Annotated in this window: 20 protein-coding genes; 19 read left to right on the plus strand and 1 reads right to left on the minus strand. The window is 40.3% G+C overall.

What is annotated here, in order from left to right; all coding sequences use genetic code 11:
* From AC1DRF_RS06770 to spoVM, 17 genes are all read left to right on the plus strand, one after another.
* Positions 1-2,632 (plus strand): calcium-translocating P-type ATPase, SERCA-type (locus AC1DRF_RS06770; RefSeq protein ID WP_477740468.1); only part of this gene is annotated, 2,632 nt, incomplete at its 5' end.
* Positions 2,633-2,785: 153 nt separating this feature from the next.
* Positions 2,786-3,661: a YicC/YloC family endoribonuclease gene (locus tag AC1DRF_RS06775; RefSeq protein WP_016765431.1), complete on the plus strand. Its 876-nt coding sequence runs from the start codon at positions 2,786-2,788 to the stop codon at positions 3,659-3,661.
* Positions 3,662-3,707: 46 nt separating this feature from the next.
* Positions 3,708-3,968 (plus strand): DUF370 domain-containing protein, encoded by a 261-nt coding sequence (locus AC1DRF_RS06780; RefSeq protein WP_013084831.1) that lies wholly within the window; start codon positions 3,708-3,710, stop codon positions 3,966-3,968.
* 13 nt (positions 3,969-3,981) lie between these two features.
* Positions 3,982-4,596, plus strand: coding sequence for a guanylate kinase (gmk, locus tag AC1DRF_RS06785; protein ID WP_013058927.1), 615 nt, complete (start codon positions 3,982-3,984; stop codon positions 4,594-4,596).
* Positions 4,597-4,598: 2 nt separating this feature from the next.
* Positions 4,599-4,820: a DNA-directed RNA polymerase subunit omega gene (gene rpoZ, locus AC1DRF_RS06790; RefSeq protein WP_013058926.1), complete on the plus strand. Its 222-nt coding sequence runs from the start codon at positions 4,599-4,601 to the stop codon at positions 4,818-4,820.
* A gap of 180 nt (positions 4,821-5,000) precedes the next feature.
* Positions 5,001-6,218 carry a bifunctional phosphopantothenoylcysteine decarboxylase/phosphopantothenate--cysteine ligase CoaBC gene (gene coaBC, locus AC1DRF_RS06795; RefSeq protein WP_477740469.1) on the plus strand — a complete coding sequence of 406 codons (1,218 nt, stop codon included), beginning with the start codon at positions 5,001-5,003 and terminating at the stop codon, positions 6,216-6,218.
* A complete protein-coding gene (gene priA, locus AC1DRF_RS06800) occupies positions 6,215-8,629 on the plus strand; it encodes a primosomal protein N' (RefSeq protein WP_230183158.1) in 2,415 nt (804 codons plus the stop codon). Before coaBC ends, priA begins: the two co-directional genes overlap by 4 nt.
* 70 nt (positions 8,630-8,699) lie before the next feature.
* Positions 8,700-9,173 carry a peptide deformylase gene (gene def, locus AC1DRF_RS06805; protein WP_013084828.1) on the plus strand — a complete coding sequence of 158 codons (474 nt, stop codon included), beginning with the start codon at positions 8,700-8,702 and terminating at the stop codon, positions 9,171-9,173.
* 10 nt (positions 9,174-9,183) lie between these two features.
* Positions 9,184-10,122, plus strand: a complete 939-nt coding sequence (gene fmt, locus AC1DRF_RS06810; protein WP_427075229.1) for a methionyl-tRNA formyltransferase — start codon at positions 9,184-9,186, stop codon at positions 10,120-10,122.
* On the plus strand, positions 10,115-11,455 hold the full coding sequence (gene rsmB / locus AC1DRF_RS06815; protein ID WP_427075228.1) for a 16S rRNA (cytosine(967)-C(5))-methyltransferase RsmB: 1,341 nt from the start codon (positions 10,115-10,117) through the stop codon (positions 11,453-11,455). The genes fmt and rsmB overlap by 8 nt, the downstream gene beginning before the upstream one ends.
* Positions 11,456-11,457: 2 nt before the next feature.
* Positions 11,458-12,549 carry a dual-specificity RNA methyltransferase RlmN gene (gene rlmN, locus AC1DRF_RS06820; protein ID WP_028410787.1) on the plus strand — a complete coding sequence of 364 codons (1,092 nt, stop codon included), beginning with the start codon at positions 11,458-11,460 and terminating at the stop codon, positions 12,547-12,549.
* 4 nt (positions 12,550-12,553) lie between these two features.
* On the plus strand, positions 12,554-13,297 hold the full coding sequence (locus AC1DRF_RS06825; RefSeq protein WP_013084825.1) for a Stp1/IreP family PP2C-type Ser/Thr phosphatase: 744 nt from the start codon (positions 12,554-12,556) through the stop codon (positions 13,295-13,297).
* Positions 13,298-13,302: 5 nt separating this feature from the next.
* Positions 13,303-15,348, plus strand: a complete 2,046-nt coding sequence (pknB, locus tag AC1DRF_RS06830; protein ID WP_028410789.1) for a Stk1 family PASTA domain-containing Ser/Thr kinase — start codon at positions 13,303-13,305, stop codon at positions 15,346-15,348.
* Between the two features lie 13 nt (positions 15,349-15,361).
* A complete protein-coding gene (gene rsgA, locus AC1DRF_RS06835) occupies positions 15,362-16,243 on the plus strand; it encodes a ribosome small subunit-dependent GTPase A (RefSeq protein ID WP_013084823.1) in 882 nt (293 codons plus the stop codon).
* A 2-nt stretch (positions 16,244-16,245) separates the two neighbouring features.
* Positions 16,246-16,902: a ribulose-phosphate 3-epimerase gene (rpe, locus tag AC1DRF_RS06840; protein ID WP_013084822.1), complete on the plus strand. Its 657-nt coding sequence runs from the start codon at positions 16,246-16,248 to the stop codon at positions 16,900-16,902.
* Positions 16,903-17,018: 116 nt separating this feature from the next.
* Positions 17,019-17,666: a thiamine diphosphokinase gene (locus AC1DRF_RS06845; protein WP_043976450.1), complete on the plus strand. Its 648-nt coding sequence runs from the start codon at positions 17,019-17,021 to the stop codon at positions 17,664-17,666.
* Positions 17,667-17,745: 79 nt separating this feature from the next.
* The gene (gene spoVM, locus AC1DRF_RS06850; RefSeq protein ID WP_016765421.1) at positions 17,746-17,826 is read left to right on the plus strand and encodes a stage V sporulation protein SpoVM; all 81 of its coding nucleotides are present in this window, start codon (positions 17,746-17,748) and stop codon (positions 17,824-17,826) included.
* A 57-nt stretch (positions 17,827-17,883) separates the two neighbouring features.
* Here the strand turns inward: spoVM and rpmB are convergent, their stop codons facing one another.
* Complete coding sequence (gene rpmB / locus AC1DRF_RS06855; protein ID WP_013058914.1) at positions 17,884-18,072, minus strand: 50S ribosomal protein L28; 189 nt, start codon at positions 18,070-18,072, stop codon at positions 17,884-17,886.
* Positions 18,073-18,386: 314 nt separating this feature from the next.
* Here rpmB and AC1DRF_RS06860 point away from each other — a divergent pair, with 314 nt between their 5' ends.
* Both AC1DRF_RS06860 and AC1DRF_RS06865 read left to right on the plus strand, forming a co-directional pair.
* Positions 18,387-18,749, plus strand: a complete 363-nt coding sequence (locus AC1DRF_RS06860; protein ID WP_013058913.1) for an Asp23/Gls24 family envelope stress response protein — start codon at positions 18,387-18,389, stop codon at positions 18,747-18,749.
* 16 nt (positions 18,750-18,765) lie between these two features.
* Entirely contained in the window at positions 18,766-20,433 is a 1,668-nt protein-coding gene (locus AC1DRF_RS06865; RefSeq protein WP_043976452.1) for a DAK2 domain-containing protein, read from the plus strand.
* Positions 20,434-20,555 lie beyond the last annotated feature (122 nt).

Here is a 20,555-nt window from a genome sequence, read left to right on the forward strand (position 1 = left end):
AACAGACASACAGCATGGTCTTACACACAAAGAAGTAAAAGCACGTCAGCAGCAGCAAGGATTTAATGAATTGACTGAAGGAGAGAAAAAACCGGCCATTTTTGTGTTTCTAGAGCAGTTTAAAGATTTTATGGTACTGGTTTTACTAGCTGCCACGCTTATTTCAGGGCTTTTAGGCGAATACATCGATGCGGTTGCTATTATTGCCATTGTAGTAATTAATGGATTTCTAGGTTTTTTTCAAGAAAGAAAAGCTGAGAAATCTCTTCATGCATTAAAAGAGCTTTCTGCTCCTCAAGTAGCAGCTATGCGTGAAGGAAAATGGGTTAAGTTACCATCTAAAGAGCTGGTAGTAGGAGACGTTGTAAAGTTTTCGAGCGGAGACCGTATCGGGGCTGACCTTCGAATTATGGAAGCCAAAAGTCTAGAAATTGAAGAATCAGCGCTTACGGGAGAGTCTTTGCCTGTTGCCAAGCAAATAAAAGCTTTGCCAGGAGATGAAGTGCCGCTTGGAGATCAGGACAATATGGCGTTTATGGGTACGCTTGTGACGCGAGGAAGCGGAACAGGTATCGTTGTAGGGACTGGAATGAAAACAGCGATGGGACAAATTGCTGATTTGCTTCAAAATGCTGAAGCCATGATTACTCCTCTTCAACGGAAGTTAGAGCAATTAGGTAAAATTTTAATCGTTGTAGCTCTTGCACTTACTGTATTAGTTGTCGGGATTGGTGTGCTGCAAGGTCATGATTTATACAGTATGTTCTTAGCGGGAGTTTCCTTAGCTGTTGCTGCCATACCCGAAGGTCTTCCTGCCATCGTAACCGTGGCGCTATCTCTTGGTGTACAGCGCATGATTAAGCAAAGATCCATTGTACGCAAACTTCCTGCTGTTGAAACACTAGGATGCGCATCAGTCATTTGCTCAGACAAAACGGGCACATTAACGCAAAATAAAATGACGGTTACTCACCTCTGGTCAGGAGGAATGACGTGGAGGGTATCAGGGACAGGGTATGAACCTACGGGCGTATTTTCGCGAGAGGAAAGAGAAGTTGATACACGGAGTGAAAAATCGCTTCAGCAGCTTTTGGTGTTTGGTCTGCTTTGCAATCAAACGTCCATTTCGAGAAAAGATAAAGAATATGTCATCGACGGGGATCCTACTGAAGCGGCTTTGCTTGTGGCCGCGATGAAAGCGGGGCTGACAAAAGAAAACATTCAAAAGCAGTTTACGATTATTGAAGAGTTTCCATTTGATTCAACGCGCAAAATGATGAGTGTAGTCATTGAAGACGCATCTCATAAGCGCTATGTCATAACAAAAGGTGYTCCTGATGTGCTGCTTGTAAACAGCAAAAATATTTTGTGGGAAAGCAGACAACAAACGCTGTCGGTAACGGTTCATAATGAAGTAAAAGGAGCAATTGATCAGTTAGCTAGCCAAGCGCTTCGAACCATTGCGATTGCTTATCGGCCGTTAGGAGACCATGAGAGCGTTCATACAGAGAACGAAGCGGAAAAAGACCTTACTTTCCTCGGGCTTCAAGGAATGATTGATCCGCCAAGACCAGAAGTCAAGCAAGCGGTCAAAGAATGCCGAGACGCAGGAATCAAAACCGTTATGATTACAGGTGACCACGTCATTACAGCACAGGCGATTGCAAAACAGTTAGGCATTTTACCGAAAAACGGTCAAGTCTTGGAAGGAACGGATTTATCCAAAATGACGCAGGAAGAGCTAGAAGAAGTAGTGGATGATGTTTACGTATATGCCAGGGTATCGCCTGAACATAAACTTAAAATTGTTAAAGCTCTTCAAGCAAAAGATCACATTGTAGCTATGACGGGCGACGGCGTAAATGATGCACCGGCTATTAAAGCAGCAGACATAGGCATCGCGATGGGCATCACCGGGACAGACGTAGCAAAAGAAGCGTCTTCACTCGTTTTGCTTGATGATAATTTTGCTACTATTAAATCAGCGATCAAAGAAGGACGAAACATCTATGAAAATATTCGAAAGTTTATTCGTTACTTGCTTGCATCAAATGTAGGAGAAATCTTAGTTATGCTCTTTGCGATGATTTTAGCACTTCCGCTTCCGCTAGTGCCAATTCAAATACTATGGGTAAACTTAGTAACAGACGGTTTGCCTGCGATGGCTCTTGGCTTAGACCAGCCGGAGGACAACGTGATGAAGCGCCATCCAAGGCATCCGCGCGAAGGTATTTTTGCAAGAGGATTAGGGTGGAAAGTAGTCAGCCGCGGATTTTTAATTGGAGCTGCTACACTTGCTGCATTCATGATTGTCTACGACAATGACCCAGATCGTCTGCAGTATGCTCAGACGATTGCATTTGCCACGCTTGTTATGGCACAGCTTATTCACGTATTTGACTGCCGAAGTGAAAAATCAATCTTTGATCGCAATCCATTTCAGAACTTATATCTTGTAGGAGCCGTTATTTCATCTATTATCCTTATGCTGGTGGCTATCTACTATCCGCCCCTGCAGCCTATTTTCCATACAATGGCCATTGCACCGCGGGAATGGCTCGTTATTTTAGGACTTGCAAGTCTTCCAACTTTTTTACTTGCCGGTTCACTTTTAACAAGAAAACCTTCATAAATTGTGCTATACTTTAATACAGGCTGTCCTAAATGAGAAAACTCATGAAGGCAGCCTTTACAGGTTGAATAAAGAAGAGAGATTTCTTTTTTTTGCTAACACTTTCTTTTATGATACTTTTTATGTAAGATGTACATAGTGGATGTGATGATAATGATAAAAAGTATGACTGGTTTTGGCCGCGGAAAAGCGGAAGTGGAAAATCGATCAGTAACAGTCGAAATGAAGTCTGTTAATCATCGTTTTTGTGAAATTGTTATTCGTATGCCAAGACAATTAATTGAAATTGAAGATAAAATAAAAAAAATCGTTCAAACATACATAAAACGTGGTAGAGTAGAAGTATTTGTTACTATTTCAGGTGAAGAAATGGCAAAAAAGAAACTGCAGACGGATTGGCAGCTGCTTGATGAATACATGCATGCGTTGCAGCAAGTAAAAGAAAAGCATGGGCTGTCACAATCTGTTCAAATTCAAGACATTTTACACATGCCTGAAGTGATGACAACTTATGAAGAAGAAGCTGATCAGACGAGTATTCATGGTGCAATCTTTGAAGCCGTTGAAGCTGCTGTGCATCAGTTAGTGGATATGCGGAAACGAGAGGGATCAGAGCTGTATCACGATTTAATGGGGTACTTACAGGACATTCAAGACATTCGCGAAAAAATTACACAGCTTGCTCCTGAAGTTGCTGAACAATATCGCGAGCGTATTAAAAGAAAGCTGAGCGACTATTTAGAAGGTACTTTCGATGAGCAGCGAGTGCTGACTGAAGTAGCTATTTTTGCTGAAAAAGCAGATATTAGCGAAGAACTTACGCGAATTCAAAGTCATGTTTCACAATTTATTCAAGCATTAAATACACCTGATTCAGTAGGACGCAAGCTGGATTTTCTTGTTCAAGAGCTGAATCGTGAAATGAATACAATCGGTGCGAAGGCAAACAATGGTACTATTGCTCAGTATGTTATTAGTATGAAAGCACAATTAGAACGCATAAAAGAGCAGGTTCAAAATATTGAATAGCCTTCGTGTAAGATAAAGATTATATTGGTATAGCAGGAGGCTTCTTATGAGCGGTAAATTAGTGAACGTTGGATTTGGAAATTTTATTTCTTCTAATCGTATAATCTCTGTCGTTCATCCTGAATCAGCTCCAATCAAACGCATTATTCAAGATGCAAAAGATCGAGGCTCTTTAATAGATGCAACGCAAGGACGTAAAACACGATCTGTTATTGTTATGGATAGCGATCATGTTATTTTAGCTCCTGTACAGCCAGAAACTGTGTCACAGCGACTTATAAACAAAGAAGAATTATTAGAAGGGTAGGTCACTTGAACCGATGATTGAAAGAGGTTTATTAATTGTTCTTTCCGGACCATCAGGTGTTGGAAAAGGAACGGTACGAAAAGCATTGTTTGAGCAAGAAGACATTAAATTGCAGTATTCTATCTCTGCAACAACAAGAAAGCCCCGCGAAGGTGAAGTAGACGGCGTTGACTATTTCTTCAAACCACGCGAAGAGTTTGAGCGCATGATTGAAAACAAGAAATTATTAGAGTGGGCTGAATACGTAGGTAACTACTACGGTACCCCGGTTGATTATGTAGAACAAACGTTATCTGAAGGAAAAGACGTATTTCTAGAAATTGAAGTGCAAGGTGCTCTTCAAGTGAAAGAAGCATTTCCAGAAGGTTTGTTCATCTTCTTGGCACCGCCGAGTTTATCAGAGCTTAAAAGTCGTATCGTAAACCGCGGTACTGAAACAGAAGATTTAATCAATAACCGTATGCGCGTGGCAAAAGAAGAAATTGAACTTATGGACGCCTACGATTATGTTGTAGAAAATGACAAAGTAGAAAATGCTTGTGCTCGCATCCGTGCTATCGTAACGGCTGAACACTGCCGTCGTGATCGTATTTCTGCGCGCTATAAAAGAATGCTGGAGGTAGAATAAACATGCTTTATCCATCAATTGATTCCCTAATGGAAAAATTAGATTCTAAGTACACGCTTGTGACAGTAGCTGCAAAACGTGCACGTCAATTACAGCTTCACAATGATACGCCGATTGAAAAGCCGGTTTCTTATAAGTTTGTAGGCTGTGCTTTAGAAGAAATTAATGCTGAACAATTAAGCTATAAGCAAGGTGTAGCAGAAGAAGATTCTAAACATCAGTAAGTGAAAAAATAACAACCTACTTTATAGGTTGTTATTTTTTTGATGCTTTTATCTGTGTTCAAGCAGGATAGTGAATGTCTCACTACAAAAATGGTATAATAATTGAATTGAAAAGCTTTAGATAGTTACCCGAGTAAACAAGCGGATGCTGGTTGAGCGGGATAAATAGATGGGGGCATAATGATGAAGGGAAAACGAATTTTATTATGTGTTAGCGGCGGAATCGCCGTATATAAAGCCGCAGCTTTAACAAGTAAATTAGTACAAGCGGGAGCGGAAGTTAAAGTAATGATGACTGCTTCAGCATGCGAGTTCGTAACGCCGCTTACGTTTCAAGCTCTGTCTCGAAACCCAGTTTATACAGATACGTTTGATGAAAAAGATCCATCTGTAATTGCACATATTGATTTAGCAGACTGGCCTGATTTAATTTTAGTAGCTCCTGCTACGGCAAATATGATAGGGAAAATAGCAAATGGTCTTGCAGATGATATGGTTTCCACAACGCTGCTGGCTGCTACTGCACCTGTGTGGATTGCACCTGCAATGAATGTTCATATGTACGATCATCCAGCTGTTAAAAAAAATATGAGCACTCTTTCATCATTTGGTTACTCTTTTGTAGAACCTGGAGAAGGGTATTTGGCATGCGGTTATGTAGGAAAAGGTCGTCTTGAAGAGCCAGAAACAATTGTTTCACTAATCGGATCTTATTTTTCACAAGCATCACATACACAAAAGATCCTTGAAGGTGTGAATGTATTGGTTACAGCAGGACCTACGGTAGAACGCATTGATCCCGTCCGATTTTTCACCAATCGATCTACTGGGAAAATGGGCTATGCCCTTGCAGAACAAGCTGCTAAATTAGGCGCATCGGTAACACTTGTAACGGGACCGACGAATTTAGAGTATCCAAAAGGAGTGCAGGTTGTTCAAATTGAAAGTGCGCAGCAGATGCTTGAAGCTGTTATGCAGCGCTATCATGAAGCAGATGTTGTCATTAAATCAGCCGCAGTGGCAGATTACCGACCAAAGCATGTGTTTGATCAAAAGATGAAAAAGCAGCCTGGTGAAGCAGTACTAGAGCTAGAGAGAACAACAGATATTTTACGCACGCTTGGAGAGCGAAAAGAACACCAGCTTTTAGTCGGCTTTGCAGCAGAAACAGAACAAGTGGATGAATATGCACAAAAGAAACTTGCATCTAAAAACTTGGATATGATTGTAGCCAATAACGTGACGACAGAAGGAGCAGGTTTTGGGACGGACACAAATATTGTAACGCTCTATAAGCGAAGCGGAGAGTCTAAAGAACTTCCCATCCTTTCAAAACACGATGTAGCTACCGAGGTGTTAAAAGAAGTGAGGGAAATGTTAGAAGGGCTGAAGAAATGAGTGTAGCTAGTGTAATTGTGGACGTGGCTGCTAAGCAAACAGATCGAGCTTTTGACTACGCTATTCCCGACAAATGGAAAGGAATTATTGTTCCGGGTATGCGAGTTGTCGTTCCGTTTGGTCCTAGAAAAGTTCAAGGGTTTGTGGTGGCTCTTAAAGAAGAGGCTGAAGTTAAGCGCGTTAAACCAATCGCTGACCTGCTTGATTTAACGCCGGTTCTGACTCCCGAACTATTAGAGATTGGGCACTGGCTAACCGAAAAAACGCTTTGTTTTATGATATCGGCTTTTCAAGTCATGCTGCCTGCGGCGATGAAAGCAAAATATGATAAAGAACTGTCACTCCTTTCAAAAGAGGCATACGAACAGCTTCATGAGCAAGTAAAGCCGTTTTTTCAGTCAAGATCCTCGCTGAAGTGGAGTGAAGTAGAAAAAACAGCCGCTGCTCCTGCTTTTCACCGTGATATTCAAAAAGGTCTAATTGAAGTCGTCTACGTCGTGAAAAACAAAGGAAACAAAAAAACGGCAAAAGGCGTAAAACTGAATCAAAGCCTTGAAGAAATTCACCAGTTTATGAGCGAGTTAAATAAGCAGGCAGAAAAGCAAAAACAAGTGCTATCTTTTATGCTGAATCGAAATGAAGAAGTAGCCATAAAAGAAATAGCGGAAGATTTGCAGATTACCTCCGCTCCTATAAAAGCGCTGATTAACAAAGGACTCTTAGCGGAAACGGAAATTGAAATATACCGTGATCCTTATCAAGATCGATACTTTACACCATCAAAGCCATTTCAATTGACCGATGAACAAGCTGAGGCAATCGCACCGATTCTGCAGGACATCGAAGAAAATCTTCACGATGTGTTTTTAATGTACGGAGTAACCGGAAGCGGAAAAACAGAAGTGTATCTCCAATCAATTGATCAAGTGCTAAAAAAAGGGAAAGAAGCGATTATGCTTGTTCCGGAGATTTCACTTACCCCTCAGATGGTCAAGCGGTTTAAAGAGCGATTCGGCTCAAAAGTTGCTGTACTTCATAGCGGCTTGTCTACTGGGGAAAAATACGATGAATGGCGAAAAATTCAGCGAAAAGAAGTATCCGTTGTAGTAGGGGCCCGCTCTGCTGTATTTGCTCCATTTGAAAATTTGGGCCTTCTTATTATCGATGAAGAACATGAGACGAGTTATAAACAAGAAGAAAACCCCCGTTATCATGCAAGGGATGTAGCTATTTACCGAGGGCAGCATCATCAGTGTCCAGTCATTTTAGGAAGTGCAACACCAACGCTTGAGTCCTTTGCAAGAGCGCAAAAAGGTGTGTATAAGCTACTGACGTTAAAGCAAAGAATGAATAAGTCATCAATGCCTTCGGTGGATATCGTTGATATGAGAGAAGAGCTTCGCAGCGGCAACCGCTCTATGTTTTCAACTATGCTGTTTGAAAAGATGAAAGACCGTTTGGAAAAAGGGGAGCAAATCGTTTTATTTTTAAATAAAAGAGGTCATTCTTCTTTTGTTATGTGCAGAGACTGCGGTTACGTTCCGACATGTGAGCACTGTGAAATTTCACTAACGTATCACCGCTATCAAAATAAATTAAAATGCCATTATTGCGGACACGAAGAACATGTGCACACTGAGTGCCCAGAATGCCACAGCGAACATATCCGCTTTTTCGGGTCTGGTACACAAAAAGTGGAAGAAGAATTAACAAAAGTGCTGCCCGAGGCTAGAGTTGTTCGAATGGATGTTGATACGACAAGCCGAAAAGGCGCCCATGAAAAGCTCCTGAACAAGTTTGCAAGTGGAGAAGCGCAAATTTTACTAGGGACGCAGATGATTGCGAAAGGACTGGACTTTCCAAACGTCACGCTTGTAGGCGTTTTAACAGCAGATACAATGCTGAATTTACCTGATTTTCGTGCATCTGAAAAAACGTTTCAGCTTTTAACACAAGTAAGCGGAAGAGCAGGACGTCACAAACTTCCAGGAGAAGTAGTGATTCAAACGTACACGCCTGAACACTACAGCATTCAACTTGCGAGTCAGCATGATTACGATGCGTTTTATAAGCACGAGATGGAAATTCGTAAAATGCACAAATATCCCCCTTTCTTTTACTTGGCGCTTGTAACGGTATCTCATGAAAATATTGCAAAAGTGGTGTCTGTTACAGACAAAATTTCGCAGTATCTGCGTCAGAAACTTTCGCCGCAAACAACGATCTTAGGGCCAGTCGCATCTCCGATTGCTAAGATAAAAGATAGATATCGCTATCAATGCATGTTAAAATACAAGCTGGAACCAAGCCTGATTCCGCTATTGAAATATATATTAGAACGTTATCAAGCGGAAATGCAGAAGGAAAATTTAACGATCACTATTGATTTGAATCCATACTCAATGATGTAACTAGTCGTCTTGATGGCGTTAAAGAAGAAGCTTTTTGGATATAAATAGAAAGAATAAAGGAGGTGCCTATTTGGCTAAGCTTAAGCTTGTTTACCATCCTAATGAAGTACTTGAACAAGAATGTGAAGTCGTTAAAAACTTTGATAATAAATTAGCGAAATTACTAAACGGCATGTATGATTTAATGCTTGAAGCAGACGGTGTGGGTCTAGCTGCTCCTCAAGTAGGAGTTCTGCAGCAAGTGGCAGTGGTAGACGTGGATGATCGACACGGTAAAATTGAGCTAATTAATCCGGTAATTATTGAGCAACGAGGCGAACAAATCGGTCCAGAAGGCTGCCTAAGTTTTCCGGGCCTTTTTGGTGACGTGGCTCGAGCTGATTATGTGAAAGTACGTGCGCAAAACCGTAAAGGAAAACCTTATTTTATAGAAGCAAAAGGTTTTTTAGCACGAGCAATTCAGCATGAAATTGATCATTTACACGGTGTATTGTTCACGGAAAAAGTGACAAAGTATTACGAAGAGGATGAACTAGAAGGGTAGGTTTTACACGATGAAAGTCGTATTTATGGGAACGCCGGATTTTTCAGTGCCGGTTTTACAAACATTACTTAAAGATGGATATGAAGTGGTCGCAGTGGTTACACAGCCGGACCGACCAAAAGGACGCAAGCGCGTATTAACACCTCCTCCTGTAAAAGTTGAGGCATTAAAGCATGAAATACCTGTACTGCAGCCAGAAAAGATTCGTTTAGAAGAAGAATATCAGCAAGTGTTAGCGTATGAGCCTGACCTAATTGTAACAGCGGCTTTTGGTCAAATTTTACCAACCCCTATTTTAGAAGCGCCTAAATACGGCTGTATTAACGTGCATGCTTCTCTGTTACCTGAACTGCGCGGAGGCGCGCCGATTCATTATTCAATTCTACAAGGTAAGCCGAAAACTGGTGTTACAATTATGTATATGGTAGAAAAATTAGATGCAGGTGATATCTTAACACAGGTAGAAGTTCCGATTGAAGAACGTGATCACGTTGGCACACTTCATGATAAACTCAGCGCTGCTGGTGCAAAATTGCTTTCAGAAACCATTCCTTCTCTTGTAAAAGGTGAAATTACGCCGGTTAAACAAAACGATGACGAAGCGACATTTGCTTCTAACATTAAGCGTGAACAAGAGAAAATTGATTGGGCCCGTACAGGAGAAGAAATTTATAACCATATCCGTGGCCTTCACCCTTGGCCCGTTGCTTATACAATAGCAGACGGTCAGGTCATGAAAATTTGGTGGGGAGAAAAAGTATCCGCATCAGGCAAACCGGGTACCGTTTTATCACTTGAAGAGAATGGATTTATAGTAGCAACTGGAAATGAAACAGCTATTAATGTGACGGAACTTCAGCCGGCTGGAAAAAAACGTATGGATGCAGCGCAGTATTTACGAGGTACATCCGTTGAAGTCGGAACAGTATTAGGGGATGTCAATGAGTAAGTACAACGTTCGAGACATAGCTTTAGATATTTTACTAGCTATTGAAAAAAATCAAGCATTCAGCAATCTATTGTTAAATAACAGCATACAAAAACGGGGTATTCAAGGAAAAGATGCAGGACTGTTAACGGAAATTGTGTATGGAACGATTCAAAGACGTGATACGTTAGATTACGGGTTAGCGCCTTTCTTAAAAAATCCAAAAAAGCTTCAGCCTTGGGTGCGAGTGCTGCTTCGTTTATCACTTTACCAAATGGTATATTTAGACCGAGTGCCTGACCGGGCAATTCTTCATGAAGCAGTAGAAATTGCCAAAAAACGGGGTCACAAAGGAATTGCCTCAATGGTAAACGGCGTTTTACGAAATATTCAGCGCAGCGGCACGCCTTCTTTAGAGGAAATACAAAATCCTGTGGAGCGGTTGGCAATTGAAACGAGTCATCCATTGTGGCTTGTAAAACGCTGGGTGGAACAATATGGATTGGACAAAACACGCGGAATCTGTTTAGCTAATTTAATGGCCCCTAAACAATCAATCCGAGTAAACAGTGCACGCTTTACGCAAAATGAAGTAAAAGAAGCGCTAGAAAAAGAAGGTATTGTTGTAGAACCAGGCCATTTTGTAGAAGAAGCGCTAGAAGTTCAAAAAGGAAATGCAGCTCATACACAAGCATTTCGTGAAGGAATGTTTACCGTTCAAGATGAAAGCTCTATGTTAGTGGCTCATGCGCTCGGTGCAGAGACAGAAGAGCTAATTTTAGATAGCTGTGCTGCACCGGGAGGAAAATCAACTCATATTGCAGAGCAGCTTAGAAACAGTGGTAAAGTTATTTCCTTGGACATTCATGACCATAAAGTAAAGCTGATTGCCCAGCAGGCAGAGCGTCTGCATCTTACCAATATTGAGCCGACGGTTCAAGACAGCCGCAAAGCAGGCGAACAGTTTGATAAAGAAATGTTTGACCGCATCTTAGTAGATGCTCCGTGCTCAGGTTTTGGTGTAATGAGACGTAAACCTGATTTGAAATATACAAAAACTGAGCAAGATGTAAAGCAGCTGGCGCGTATTCAACAAGATATTTTAAATGCGGTTGCGCCTTTATTAAAAAAAGGTGGGACCCTTGTATATAGTACATGTACAATTGACCGGAATGAAAATGGGGATGTTGTAGCAGCATTTTTAGCAGATCATGCTGATTTTCAAAAAGATGAAACACTCGCTGCACGCATGCCGCAAAAGCTTAAACAAAACGTAAAACATGGTGAAATTCAATTGCTGCCAGATGCACAAAGCGATGGGTTTTATATTGCATGTTTACAGAAGAAGGTGTAAAAATGGAAGAAGTAGCTAAAAGAAAAGCAAAAGCAGAAGAAAAAGCGCAAAAACCATCTATTTATTCATTAGAAATGCACGACCTAGAAAATTGGTTAGTGGAACACGGAGATAAGAAGTTCCGTGCTAAACAAATTTTTGACTGGTTATATATTAAACGCGTAACGGACTTTGACGATATGTCAAACTTATCTAAAGGATTACGTGAACAATTAAAAGACAAATTTGCATTAACGACATTAAAAACAGTTGTTCAGCAAACGTCTGGGGACGGCACGATGAAGTTTTTATTCGAACTCCATGACGGTTATACGATTGAAACGGTGCTTATGCGTCATGAATACGGAAATTCTGTCTGTGTAACAACTCAAGTTGGCTGTCGCATCGGCTGTACATTCTGTGCGTCTACTCTTGGAGGTTTAAAGCGTAACTTAGAAGCTGGCGAAATCGTAGCGCAAGTAGTAAAAGTACAAAAAGCGCTAGATGAACAAGGAGAACGCGTGAGCTCTGTCGTAATTATGGGTATTGGGGAGCCATTTGATAACTATGATGAAATGATGCGCTTCTTAAAAACAATTAACAGTGATGATGGATTAAATATTGGTGCACGTCATATCACAGTATCGACAAGTGGAATCATTCCGAAAATCTATAAGTTTGCTGATGAAAAAATGCAAATCAATTTTGCGATTTCACTTCACGCTCCAAACAATGACATCCGCTCACGCTTAATGCCGATTAACCGTGCGTACAAACTTCCTGATTTGATGGAAGCCATTAAATATTATACGGATAAAACGGGAAGACGTATTAGCTTTGAGTATGGTCTATTCGGAGGCGTAAACGATCAAGTAGAGCATGCGGAGGAATTAGCGGATTTAATTAAAGACGTGAAATGCCACGTGAACTTGATTCCGGTAAACTATGTGCCTGAGCGTGATTATGTTCGTACACCGCGTGAACAGATTTTTGCATTTGAACGTACGCTTAAAAAGCGTGGCGTTAACGTGACTATTCGACGTGAGCAAGGTCATGATATCGATGCAGCTTGTGGCCAATTACGTGCGAAGGAGCGTAAAGAAGAGACGAGGTGATTGTATGGCAACTGTCTTCATGACAGACCGAGGGAGAGTTAGACAACACAATGAAGATAACGGAGGGGTATTTTTGAACCAACACAATCAGCTGCTTGCAATTGTGGCTGATGGTATGGGAGGTCATCGAGCTGGCGACGTCGCCAGTGAGATGGCGGTTCAAAAATTGCAAACAGCGTGGGAAGAAGCGGACAAAGTAACGTCTCCTGATGAGGCGACGCAGTGGATTCGTACGCATGTTTCGCAAATTAATCAAGATATTTATCAGTATGCTCAGGAGCATGAAGAGTGTAAAGGGATGGGTACAACAGTTGTACTTGCTTTATGCGCCGATACGTTTTGTGCGATTGGTAATATAGGAGACAGCAGATGCTATATTTCCAATGAATATGGATTTCAACAAGTAACAGAAGATCATTCTCTTGTGAATGAACTCGTAAAAAATGGTCAAATCACAAAAGAAGATGCTGAGCATCATCCACGAAAAAATATCTTATTGCGAGCACTAGGTACCGAAGAAAATGTTAGTTTAGATGTAAAAACAATTGAAGTGGAAAAAGAAGATCGATTATTATTATGTTCAGATGGACTGACAAATAAGGTAACGGAACAAAAGCTGAACGAAACGTTATCAACAAGTTCATCACTTCACGAAAAGGGTACGAGCCTGATTCAATTAGCAAATGAGCTTGGTGGAGAAGACAATATTACACTTGCAATTGTGGACTTTACATCTGAAAGTGGGTGAGAGTGTTGCTAATAGGTAGACGGCTAAACGACCGTTATAAGGTATTGCAAGTAATTGGTGGAGGCGGAATGGCAAACGTCTATTTAGGTCGCGACATGATTTTGGATCGTGATGTGGCAATTAAAGTGCTTCGTTTAGACTTTGCAAGTGACGATGCGTTTATAAAGCGTTTCCATCGAGAAGCACAATCTGCTACGAGTATTGCTCATCCTAATATTGTCAGTATTTATGATGTTGGAGAAGAAGAAGATATTTACTATATCATCATGGAATATGTACCGGGTATGACATTAAAGCAATACATTCTGCAAGAATCACCACTATCTCTTGATAAAGCCATACATATTATGACGCAGATTACATCAGCTATTGCCCATGCTCATCAGTACGGAATTATTCACCGGGATATTAAGCCTCAAAATATTTTAATTGATCATGATGATACCATTAAAGTTACTGACTTCGGCATTGCCGTAGCACTAAGTTCTACAACCATTACGCATACTAATTCTGTTTTGGGCTCTGTTCATTATTTATCTCCTGAACAGGCAAGGGGAGGGCTTGCGAATAAGCGTTCTGATATTTATTCGCTTGGCATCGTCCTATTTGAATTGCTAACGGGTCGAGTCCCTTTTTCTGGGGAATCGGCTGTGTCAATTGCATTAAAACATTTACAGACAGAAACACCTTCTCCTAAAAGATGGAATCCATCTATCCCTCAAAGCGTGGAGAATGTTGTATTAAAAGCAACAACTAAAGATCCATTTTACCGATACAGTTCCGTCGAAGAACTCGAAGCGGATTTACAGTCTGCTGTTCATCCAAATCGTTATAATGAACAAAGGTTTACGGTGCCTGATGATGAAGAAGTGACAAAAGCCATTCCAGTTATTAAGGAGGATTTTGTTGAATCCGAAGAAACGCACGTGCCTGTGAGAAAACCGCCTCACTTAGAGCGCGAAGAACAAGAGGAAGAAGAGTTAAAGCCGAAGAAAAAAAAGAAGAAAAAGAAAAAAGGCAAAAGCAAGCTGATTGTAACGCTTGTTTTAATTTTTTTGCTGCTGGCAGCTGCTAGCGTAGCCGCCGTTACATTTATTCCGGCTTTGTTACTGCCAAAAGACGTAAAGGTTCCTGATTTACATAATCAAGATTATGAATCAGCAGTAACCGATTTAGTTTCTTTAGGCTTTAAAGTGAAGAATCCTAAAGATATATCTGATAATGAGGTGGAAGAAGGCGACGTGGTTAAAACGATGCCAGAAGCGGGAGATGTTATCAAAGAAGGATCTAATGTCATTATTTATCGAAGTACAGGAAAGAAAAAAGAAGCATTTAACCGGTACATTGGAAGAAGCTTTACGGAAGTAAAAAGTCTGTTAGAAAAGCAGAATTATAAAGATATCCAATCCATCGAAGTTGAAAGCACAGAACCAAAAGGCAATATTACAGATCAGACGCCTAAAGAAACCGAACAAGTCGTGCCGGAGGATACAACGGTTACGCTATGGGTAAGTAAGGGGCCGCCGAAGATTACATTAAAGGATTTCTCGGGCTGGACGGAAAAAAGCGTAAAGGATTATGCATCAGATGAAGATATTGAAGTGGATGTAAAAACAGCGTATTCCGACACTGTTGAAAAAGGTCTTGTGATGTCTCAAAAGCCTGCAGCGGAGCAGAGTATCGAGCAAGGTGATAAGCTCACCATTACAGTCTCAATGGGCAAGGAGCCAAAAGCTCCTCAAACGGTGTCAGTGGACGTGACTATTCCGTATAAAGAAGAGACTGACACCGAAGCAAGCACGGAACAAGGCGACGCAACGGAAACAGGCGATGCCACCGGAACAGAAGAGGAAAAGCCAAAGCCGCAAAAAGTACAAATTTATATCGAAGATGCAGATAACGATATGTCCGTTCCTGCTAAAGAACTAACGATTACTGAAACAACAAAAGAATCGTTCGATGTTTTAGTTGATGAAAATGAAAAAGCGTCTTATAAAATTGTCCGAGACGGGGAAGTTATTGAAGAAAAAGATGTTGAATATCCAGAGTGATAGGAGTGAGGTTATGCCAGAAGGAAGAATTATTAAATCCCTTAGCGGATTTTATTATGTTCTTCATGACGGACAAGTAACGCAATGTCGAGGACGAGGTGTTTTTCGTAAAAAGAAAGTAACGCCTTTAGTCGGTGACAATGTAGTATTTCAGGCAGAAAATAAGCTTGAAGGATATATACTTGAAATTAAAGAACGTAAAAATGAATTAGTTCGTCCCCCAATTTCAAATGTTGATCAGGCGCTGCTTGTTTTTTCAGCGATTGAACCTGATTTTAGCACGATGCTTCTTGACCGATTTTTAGTGTTAGTGGAGTCTAATCATATTGAACCTATTATTTGTATTTCAAAAGTAGATCTTTTATCACAGCAGCAAAAGCAAGAAATCGAGCAATATGCCGAAGAATATCGTAAAATAGGATATGAGGTCATTTTAACGTCGACAGTCACAGAAAAAGGCATGGAACAAATTCAGCCGTTATTTGAAGATCGCGTAACGGTTATTGCCGGACAGTCAGGTGTAGGTAAATCTTCACTGTTAAATACACTTAAACCAGAGCTTGAGTTAAAGACAAATGATATTTCAATGTCACTTGGAAGAGGAAAGCATACAACACGTCATGTAGAACTGATTTCGTTTGGTGAAGGTTTAGTAGCCGATACGCCAGGTTTTAGCTCACTGGAATTTTTAACGTTAGAAGTAGAAGAGTTAACCCATTGTTTTCCTGAAATGTCGCGTTTGAGTGAACAGTGTAAATTTCGAGGTTGTTTGCATGTGAAAGAACCAAAATGTGCGGTGAAAGAAGCATACGAACAAAAAGAAATTCCGAGTTATCGCTACGAACATTACTTGCAATTTATTGAGGAAATTAAGCAAAGAAAGCCGAGGTATTAAAAATGACAAAAATCGCACCTTCCATTTTATCTGCCAATTTTTCAAAGCTTGCTGAAGAAATTCGTGAAGTTGAAGCAGGTGGAGCAGACTACATCCATATCGACGTTATGGATGGCCATTTTGTTCCTAATATTACAATTGGACCGCTTATCGTTGAGGCTGTACGCCCTGTCACAACACTGCCATTAGATGTGCATTTAATGATTGAAAACCCAGATCAATACGTTCCAATGTTTGCAAAGGCAGGTGCTGATATTTTAACGGTACATGCTGAAGCGTGTACTCATTTGCACCGCACCATTCAATTAATCAAAGAGCACGGCATGAAAGCAGGCGTTGCTTTAAATCCTGCAACGCCAATTGACGTGGTAAAGCATATCTTAGAAGATATCGATCTTATTTTATTAATGACGGTGAACCCAGGCTTTGGAGGGCAAAACTTCATTCCAAATGTACTGCCGAAAATTGAGCAAATCTCTCAGCTTATTGAAATTCGTCACCTTTCTATTGAAGTAGAGGTTGATGGAGGAATTAATGAAGAAACAGCAAGAAAATGTGTGGAAGCAGGAGCAAATGTCTTAGTGGCTGGCTCAGCTATTTATAACCAAGAAGACCGAGCTGGCGCAATTAGTCAAATTCGCACAACTGTTCAAGCGTAAGTAATAAAAGCTGCTGTGTACAACGAGTAGAACTTGTACACAGCAGCTTTTTCTCTTAGGATAAAGAAAACATATTTATTTCGTTCATTTTTTAATAGAAAAGGAGCATATACATAATGAAAATTCATATTCTAGCAGGGGGACCGGATGAACATATGCCGCCCCTGCACCAGTCAAACGATGTAAAGTGGGTAGGAGTAGACCGCGGCGTATTCCTTCTTCTTCAGCAAGACATTTTGCCGGTAAAAGCATTTGGAGATTTTGATTCCATTACAAAGGCACAGCTTAAGCTAGTGAGAGAAGCATTACAAGATGTTGAATTGTATCCTGCAGAAAAAGATGCAACGGATTTGGAACTTGCTTTTGAGTGGGCAATAGGGCAAAAACCGGAAAGTATTTGTATCTTTGGAGCAACAGGTGGAAGGCTTGACCACATGTTTGGAAGCATTCAGCTCCTGTATAAAGGGTTAAAAGAGAAAGCGAATGTAAAAATGATTGACAATCAAAATATCATTCAATTGTTTGAACCAGGCACTTATCATGTTGATCGTTTAAAGGAGTTTCACTATATTTCATTCGTTCCTTTTGCAGGCGGTGTAAAAGAGCTTACGCTAGAAGGTTTCAAATACCCGCTCAATAAGCATGAAGTAGAACTCGGCTCAACTTTATGTATTAGCAATGAACTTATTCAACAAAGAGGTACTTTTTCATTTACAAAAGGCATATTAATGATGGTAAGAAGCAATGATAAACGTTGCTTGTGATGAAGCATGGAAAATGAGAGCAGGACATAGGGCTTTCTTTAAAAGGAGATAAAGTGTGGAGACGGTTAGGAGGGACAGTATGAAATTCTATACAATCAAACTTCCAAAGTTTTTAGGTGGCATCGTAAAGGTCATGCTTAATTCGTTCAAAAAAGATTAACAACGCCGGAATAATAAAAGAAGCACCATAAAATATGGTGCTTTTTCATTATAAAGATTAAACGCGTTGAACTTTACCAGACTTAAGGGCTCTAGCTGAAACGTACACACGTTTTGGTTTACCGTTCACTAAGATACGTACTTTTTGAACGTTAGCACCCCATTTACGCTTAGTAGCGTTCATTGCGTGAGAACGTGCGTTACCTGAACGAGCTTTTCTACCAGTTACTACACATTTGCGTGCCATGATTTTCCCTCCTAACACCAAAAAAACTACTCAATTCTGTTTTGAGAAATACTATATTAATTTATCACAGCCTTACAGAGAATGCAATAGTTCTGGAGAAAAGCTTTCAAGAAATTTTCCTTGACATATAAAATGAATCTATGTTCAATAATATAGAGAGTAGAAATAGGTATAACTTGGGCTATTACTTATTTTAAGACAAGTTGATACCTAATACTGTCATCTTTAAAAGGGACAAGCTGGACGCCTCTTTTAAAACGAGATTGATTATAGTAGAATATTTATAACCTATGAAAGTAGAAAGGGGAACGAGTATGTCCATCGAAATGAAAACGAAGTATGGTCAAATTGATATCTCTACAGATGTAATTGCAACAATTGCTGGAGGAGCAGCTGTTGATTGTTACGGGATTGTGGGAATGGCTTCAAAAAATCAGCTTAAAGATGGTCTTACAGAAATTCTTCGCAAAGAAAACTTTACACGAGGTATTGTGGTAAGACAAGAAGAGGATGACGTACATATCGACATGTACATTATCGTAAGCTATGGAACAAAAATTTCTGAAATTGCTCATAATGTGCAAACAAAAGTAAAATACACACTGGAACAAACGGTTGGTTTAACGGTTGATTCAGTAAATATTTATGTGCAGGGTGTTCGTGTAACGAACGTTTAATTAAGGAGGAAGATTCGTGTCAATGACAACGTTGGACGGAAAGCGGTTTAGAGAAATGGTGCTTCAAGGAGCCCAGCATCTATCTAACAATGCAGATTATGTAGATGCGCTGAACGTTTTTCCTGTACCAGATGGTGATACTGGAACAAATATGAACTTATCGATTACGTCTGGTGCTAAAGAAGTAAAAAATAAACTATCTGATCACATCGGCCAAGTGAGTCAAGCTTTGTCTAAGGGCTTATTGATGGGGGCGCGCGGTAATTCAGGAGTTATTTTATCTCAATTATTCCGCGGTTTTGCGAAATCGGTTGAGCAAAAGTCAGCGATTACAACAGTTGAGTTTGCTGAAGCTCTTGAGCTTGGGGTAGAAACTGCTTATAAAGCTGTTATGAAACCAATCGAAGGAACCATTTTAACAGTAGCTAAGGATACTGCTAAAAAAGCAGCAGCTGTGGCTAAAAAGCAATCTGATATGATTCTGTTCATGGAAGAAGTACTTAAGGAAGCTAATGCTTCGTTAAATCGCACGCCAGATCTTTTACCCGTGTTAAAAGAAGTAGGCGTAGTGGATAGCGGAGGTCAAGGGCTTGTTTTAATTTATGAAGGGTTTTTAGCTGAATTAAAAGGTGAAAAACTTCCGGGTGTACCCATGTCAGCTCCTTCAATGAATGAACTCGTAAATGCTGAGCATCATAAGCATGCACAAAGCCATATGAATACAGAAGACATTGAATTTGGCTATTGTACAGAATTTATGGTAAGGCTGGAAGAGGATAAGCCTGCAGCTAAAACATTTTCTGAAGAAACGTTTCGTCAAGACTTAAGTAAATGGGGCGACTCATTGCTTGTAGTATCTGATGATGAAATTGTGAAAGTTCATATTCACGCTGAGCATCCTGGAGAAGTGTTAAACTACGGGCAGCAGTACGGAAGTTTAATTAAAATGAAGATTGAAAACATGAGAGAACAGCATAGCACCATTGTTTCGGGTGAAGAAAAGCCTGCAGTAAAAAATGCTGAAAAACAGCCCTTTGGCATTGTTACTGTGTCAATGGGAAAAGGAATTGCTGAATTGTTCAAGAGCCTTGGGGCAACGGTTGTCATTGAAGGCGGACAAACAATGAATCCAAGTACGGAGGATATTGTCAAAGCGATTGAAGAAACAAATGCTGAACAGGTACTGATTTTACCTAATAACGGAAATATTGTGATGGCTGCTAACCAAGCGGCTGCTGTTGCCGGCAGTCACGTTTCGGTTGTCCCGTCTAAAACGGTTCCTCAAGGAATGACAGCGCTGCTATCATTTAATCCTCAGCAAAGCTTAAAAGAAAACGAGGAAGTAATGACAGAAGCTCTACAGCACGTGAAAACAGGACAAGTAACGTATGCAGTTCGCGATACAAATATTGATGGTCTTGAATTAGCTAAAGGCGATTTTATGGGTATTGCCGAAAAGAAAATCGTTGTAAAAGATTCAGAGAAATTAGAAGCAGCAAAAAAGCTATTGACTTATATGATTGATGACGAAGCGGAAATCCTTACGATTCTTCAAGGAGAGGATGTCTCAGACGATGAAGCTGAAGCGCTAACATCGTTTGTAGAAGAAACGTTTGAAGAAGTTGAGGTAGAGCTTCATAAAGGAGATCAACCTTTATATTCTTACATTTTTGCAATTGAATAACCAAAAAAGAAGCACCCCTCCCGAGGGGCGCTTCTTTTTTGGTGTTTTTTTAAGATAAATACGAACTATTTTATTATTAAGTGTTGTAATCGTTCGGTATATTAGGTATATTAGTTGAAAAG

The organism is Priestia sp. P5_B4, assembly GCF_056400385.1.

Coding starts and splice junctions, on each gene's coding strand:
- priA (WP_230183158.1), top strand. CDS start 6,215: ATGAGTGTAGCTAGTGTAATTGTGGACGTGGCTGCTAAGCAAACAGAT.
- AC1DRF_RS06775 (WP_016765431.1), top strand. CDS start 2,786: ATGATAAAAAGTATGACTGGTTTTGGCCGCGGAAAAGCGGAAGTGGAA.
- spoVM (WP_016765421.1), top strand. CDS start 17,746: ATGAAATTCTATACAATCAAACTTCCAAAGTTTTTAGGTGGCATCGTA.
- rlmN (WP_028410787.1), top strand. CDS start 11,458: ATGGAAGAAGTAGCTAAAAGAAAAGCAAAAGCAGAAGAAAAAGCGCAA.
- fmt (WP_427075229.1), top strand. CDS start 9,184: ATGAAAGTCGTATTTATGGGAACGCCGGATTTTTCAGTGCCGGTTTTA.
- rpoZ (WP_013058926.1), top strand. CDS start 4,599: ATGCTTTATCCATCAATTGATTCCCTAATGGAAAAATTAGATTCTAAG.
- AC1DRF_RS06860 (WP_013058913.1), top strand. CDS start 18,387: ATGTCCATCGAAATGAAAACGAAGTATGGTCAAATTGATATCTCTACA.
- rpe (WP_013084822.1), top strand. CDS start 16,246: ATGACAAAAATCGCACCTTCCATTTTATCTGCCAATTTTTCAAAGCTT.
- AC1DRF_RS06825 (WP_013084825.1), top strand. CDS start 12,554: ATGGCAACTGTCTTCATGACAGACCGAGGGAGAGTTAGACAACACAAT.
- rsgA (WP_013084823.1), top strand. CDS start 15,362: ATGCCAGAAGGAAGAATTATTAAATCCCTTAGCGGATTTTATTATGTT.
- rpmB (WP_013058914.1), bottom strand. CDS start 18,072: ATGGCACGCAAATGTGTAGTAACTGGTAGAAAAGCTCGTTCAGGTAAC.
- gmk (WP_013058927.1), top strand. CDS start 3,982: ATGATTGAAAGAGGTTTATTAATTGTTCTTTCCGGACCATCAGGTGTT.
- rsmB (WP_427075228.1), top strand. CDS start 10,115: ATGAGTAAGTACAACGTTCGAGACATAGCTTTAGATATTTTACTAGCT.
- AC1DRF_RS06845 (WP_043976450.1), top strand. CDS start 17,019: ATGAAAATTCATATTCTAGCAGGGGGACCGGATGAACATATGCCGCCC.
- AC1DRF_RS06780 (WP_013084831.1), top strand. CDS start 3,708: ATGAGCGGTAAATTAGTGAACGTTGGATTTGGAAATTTTATTTCTTCT.
- coaBC (WP_477740469.1), top strand. CDS start 5,001: ATGATGAAGGGAAAACGAATTTTATTATGTGTTAGCGGCGGAATCGCC.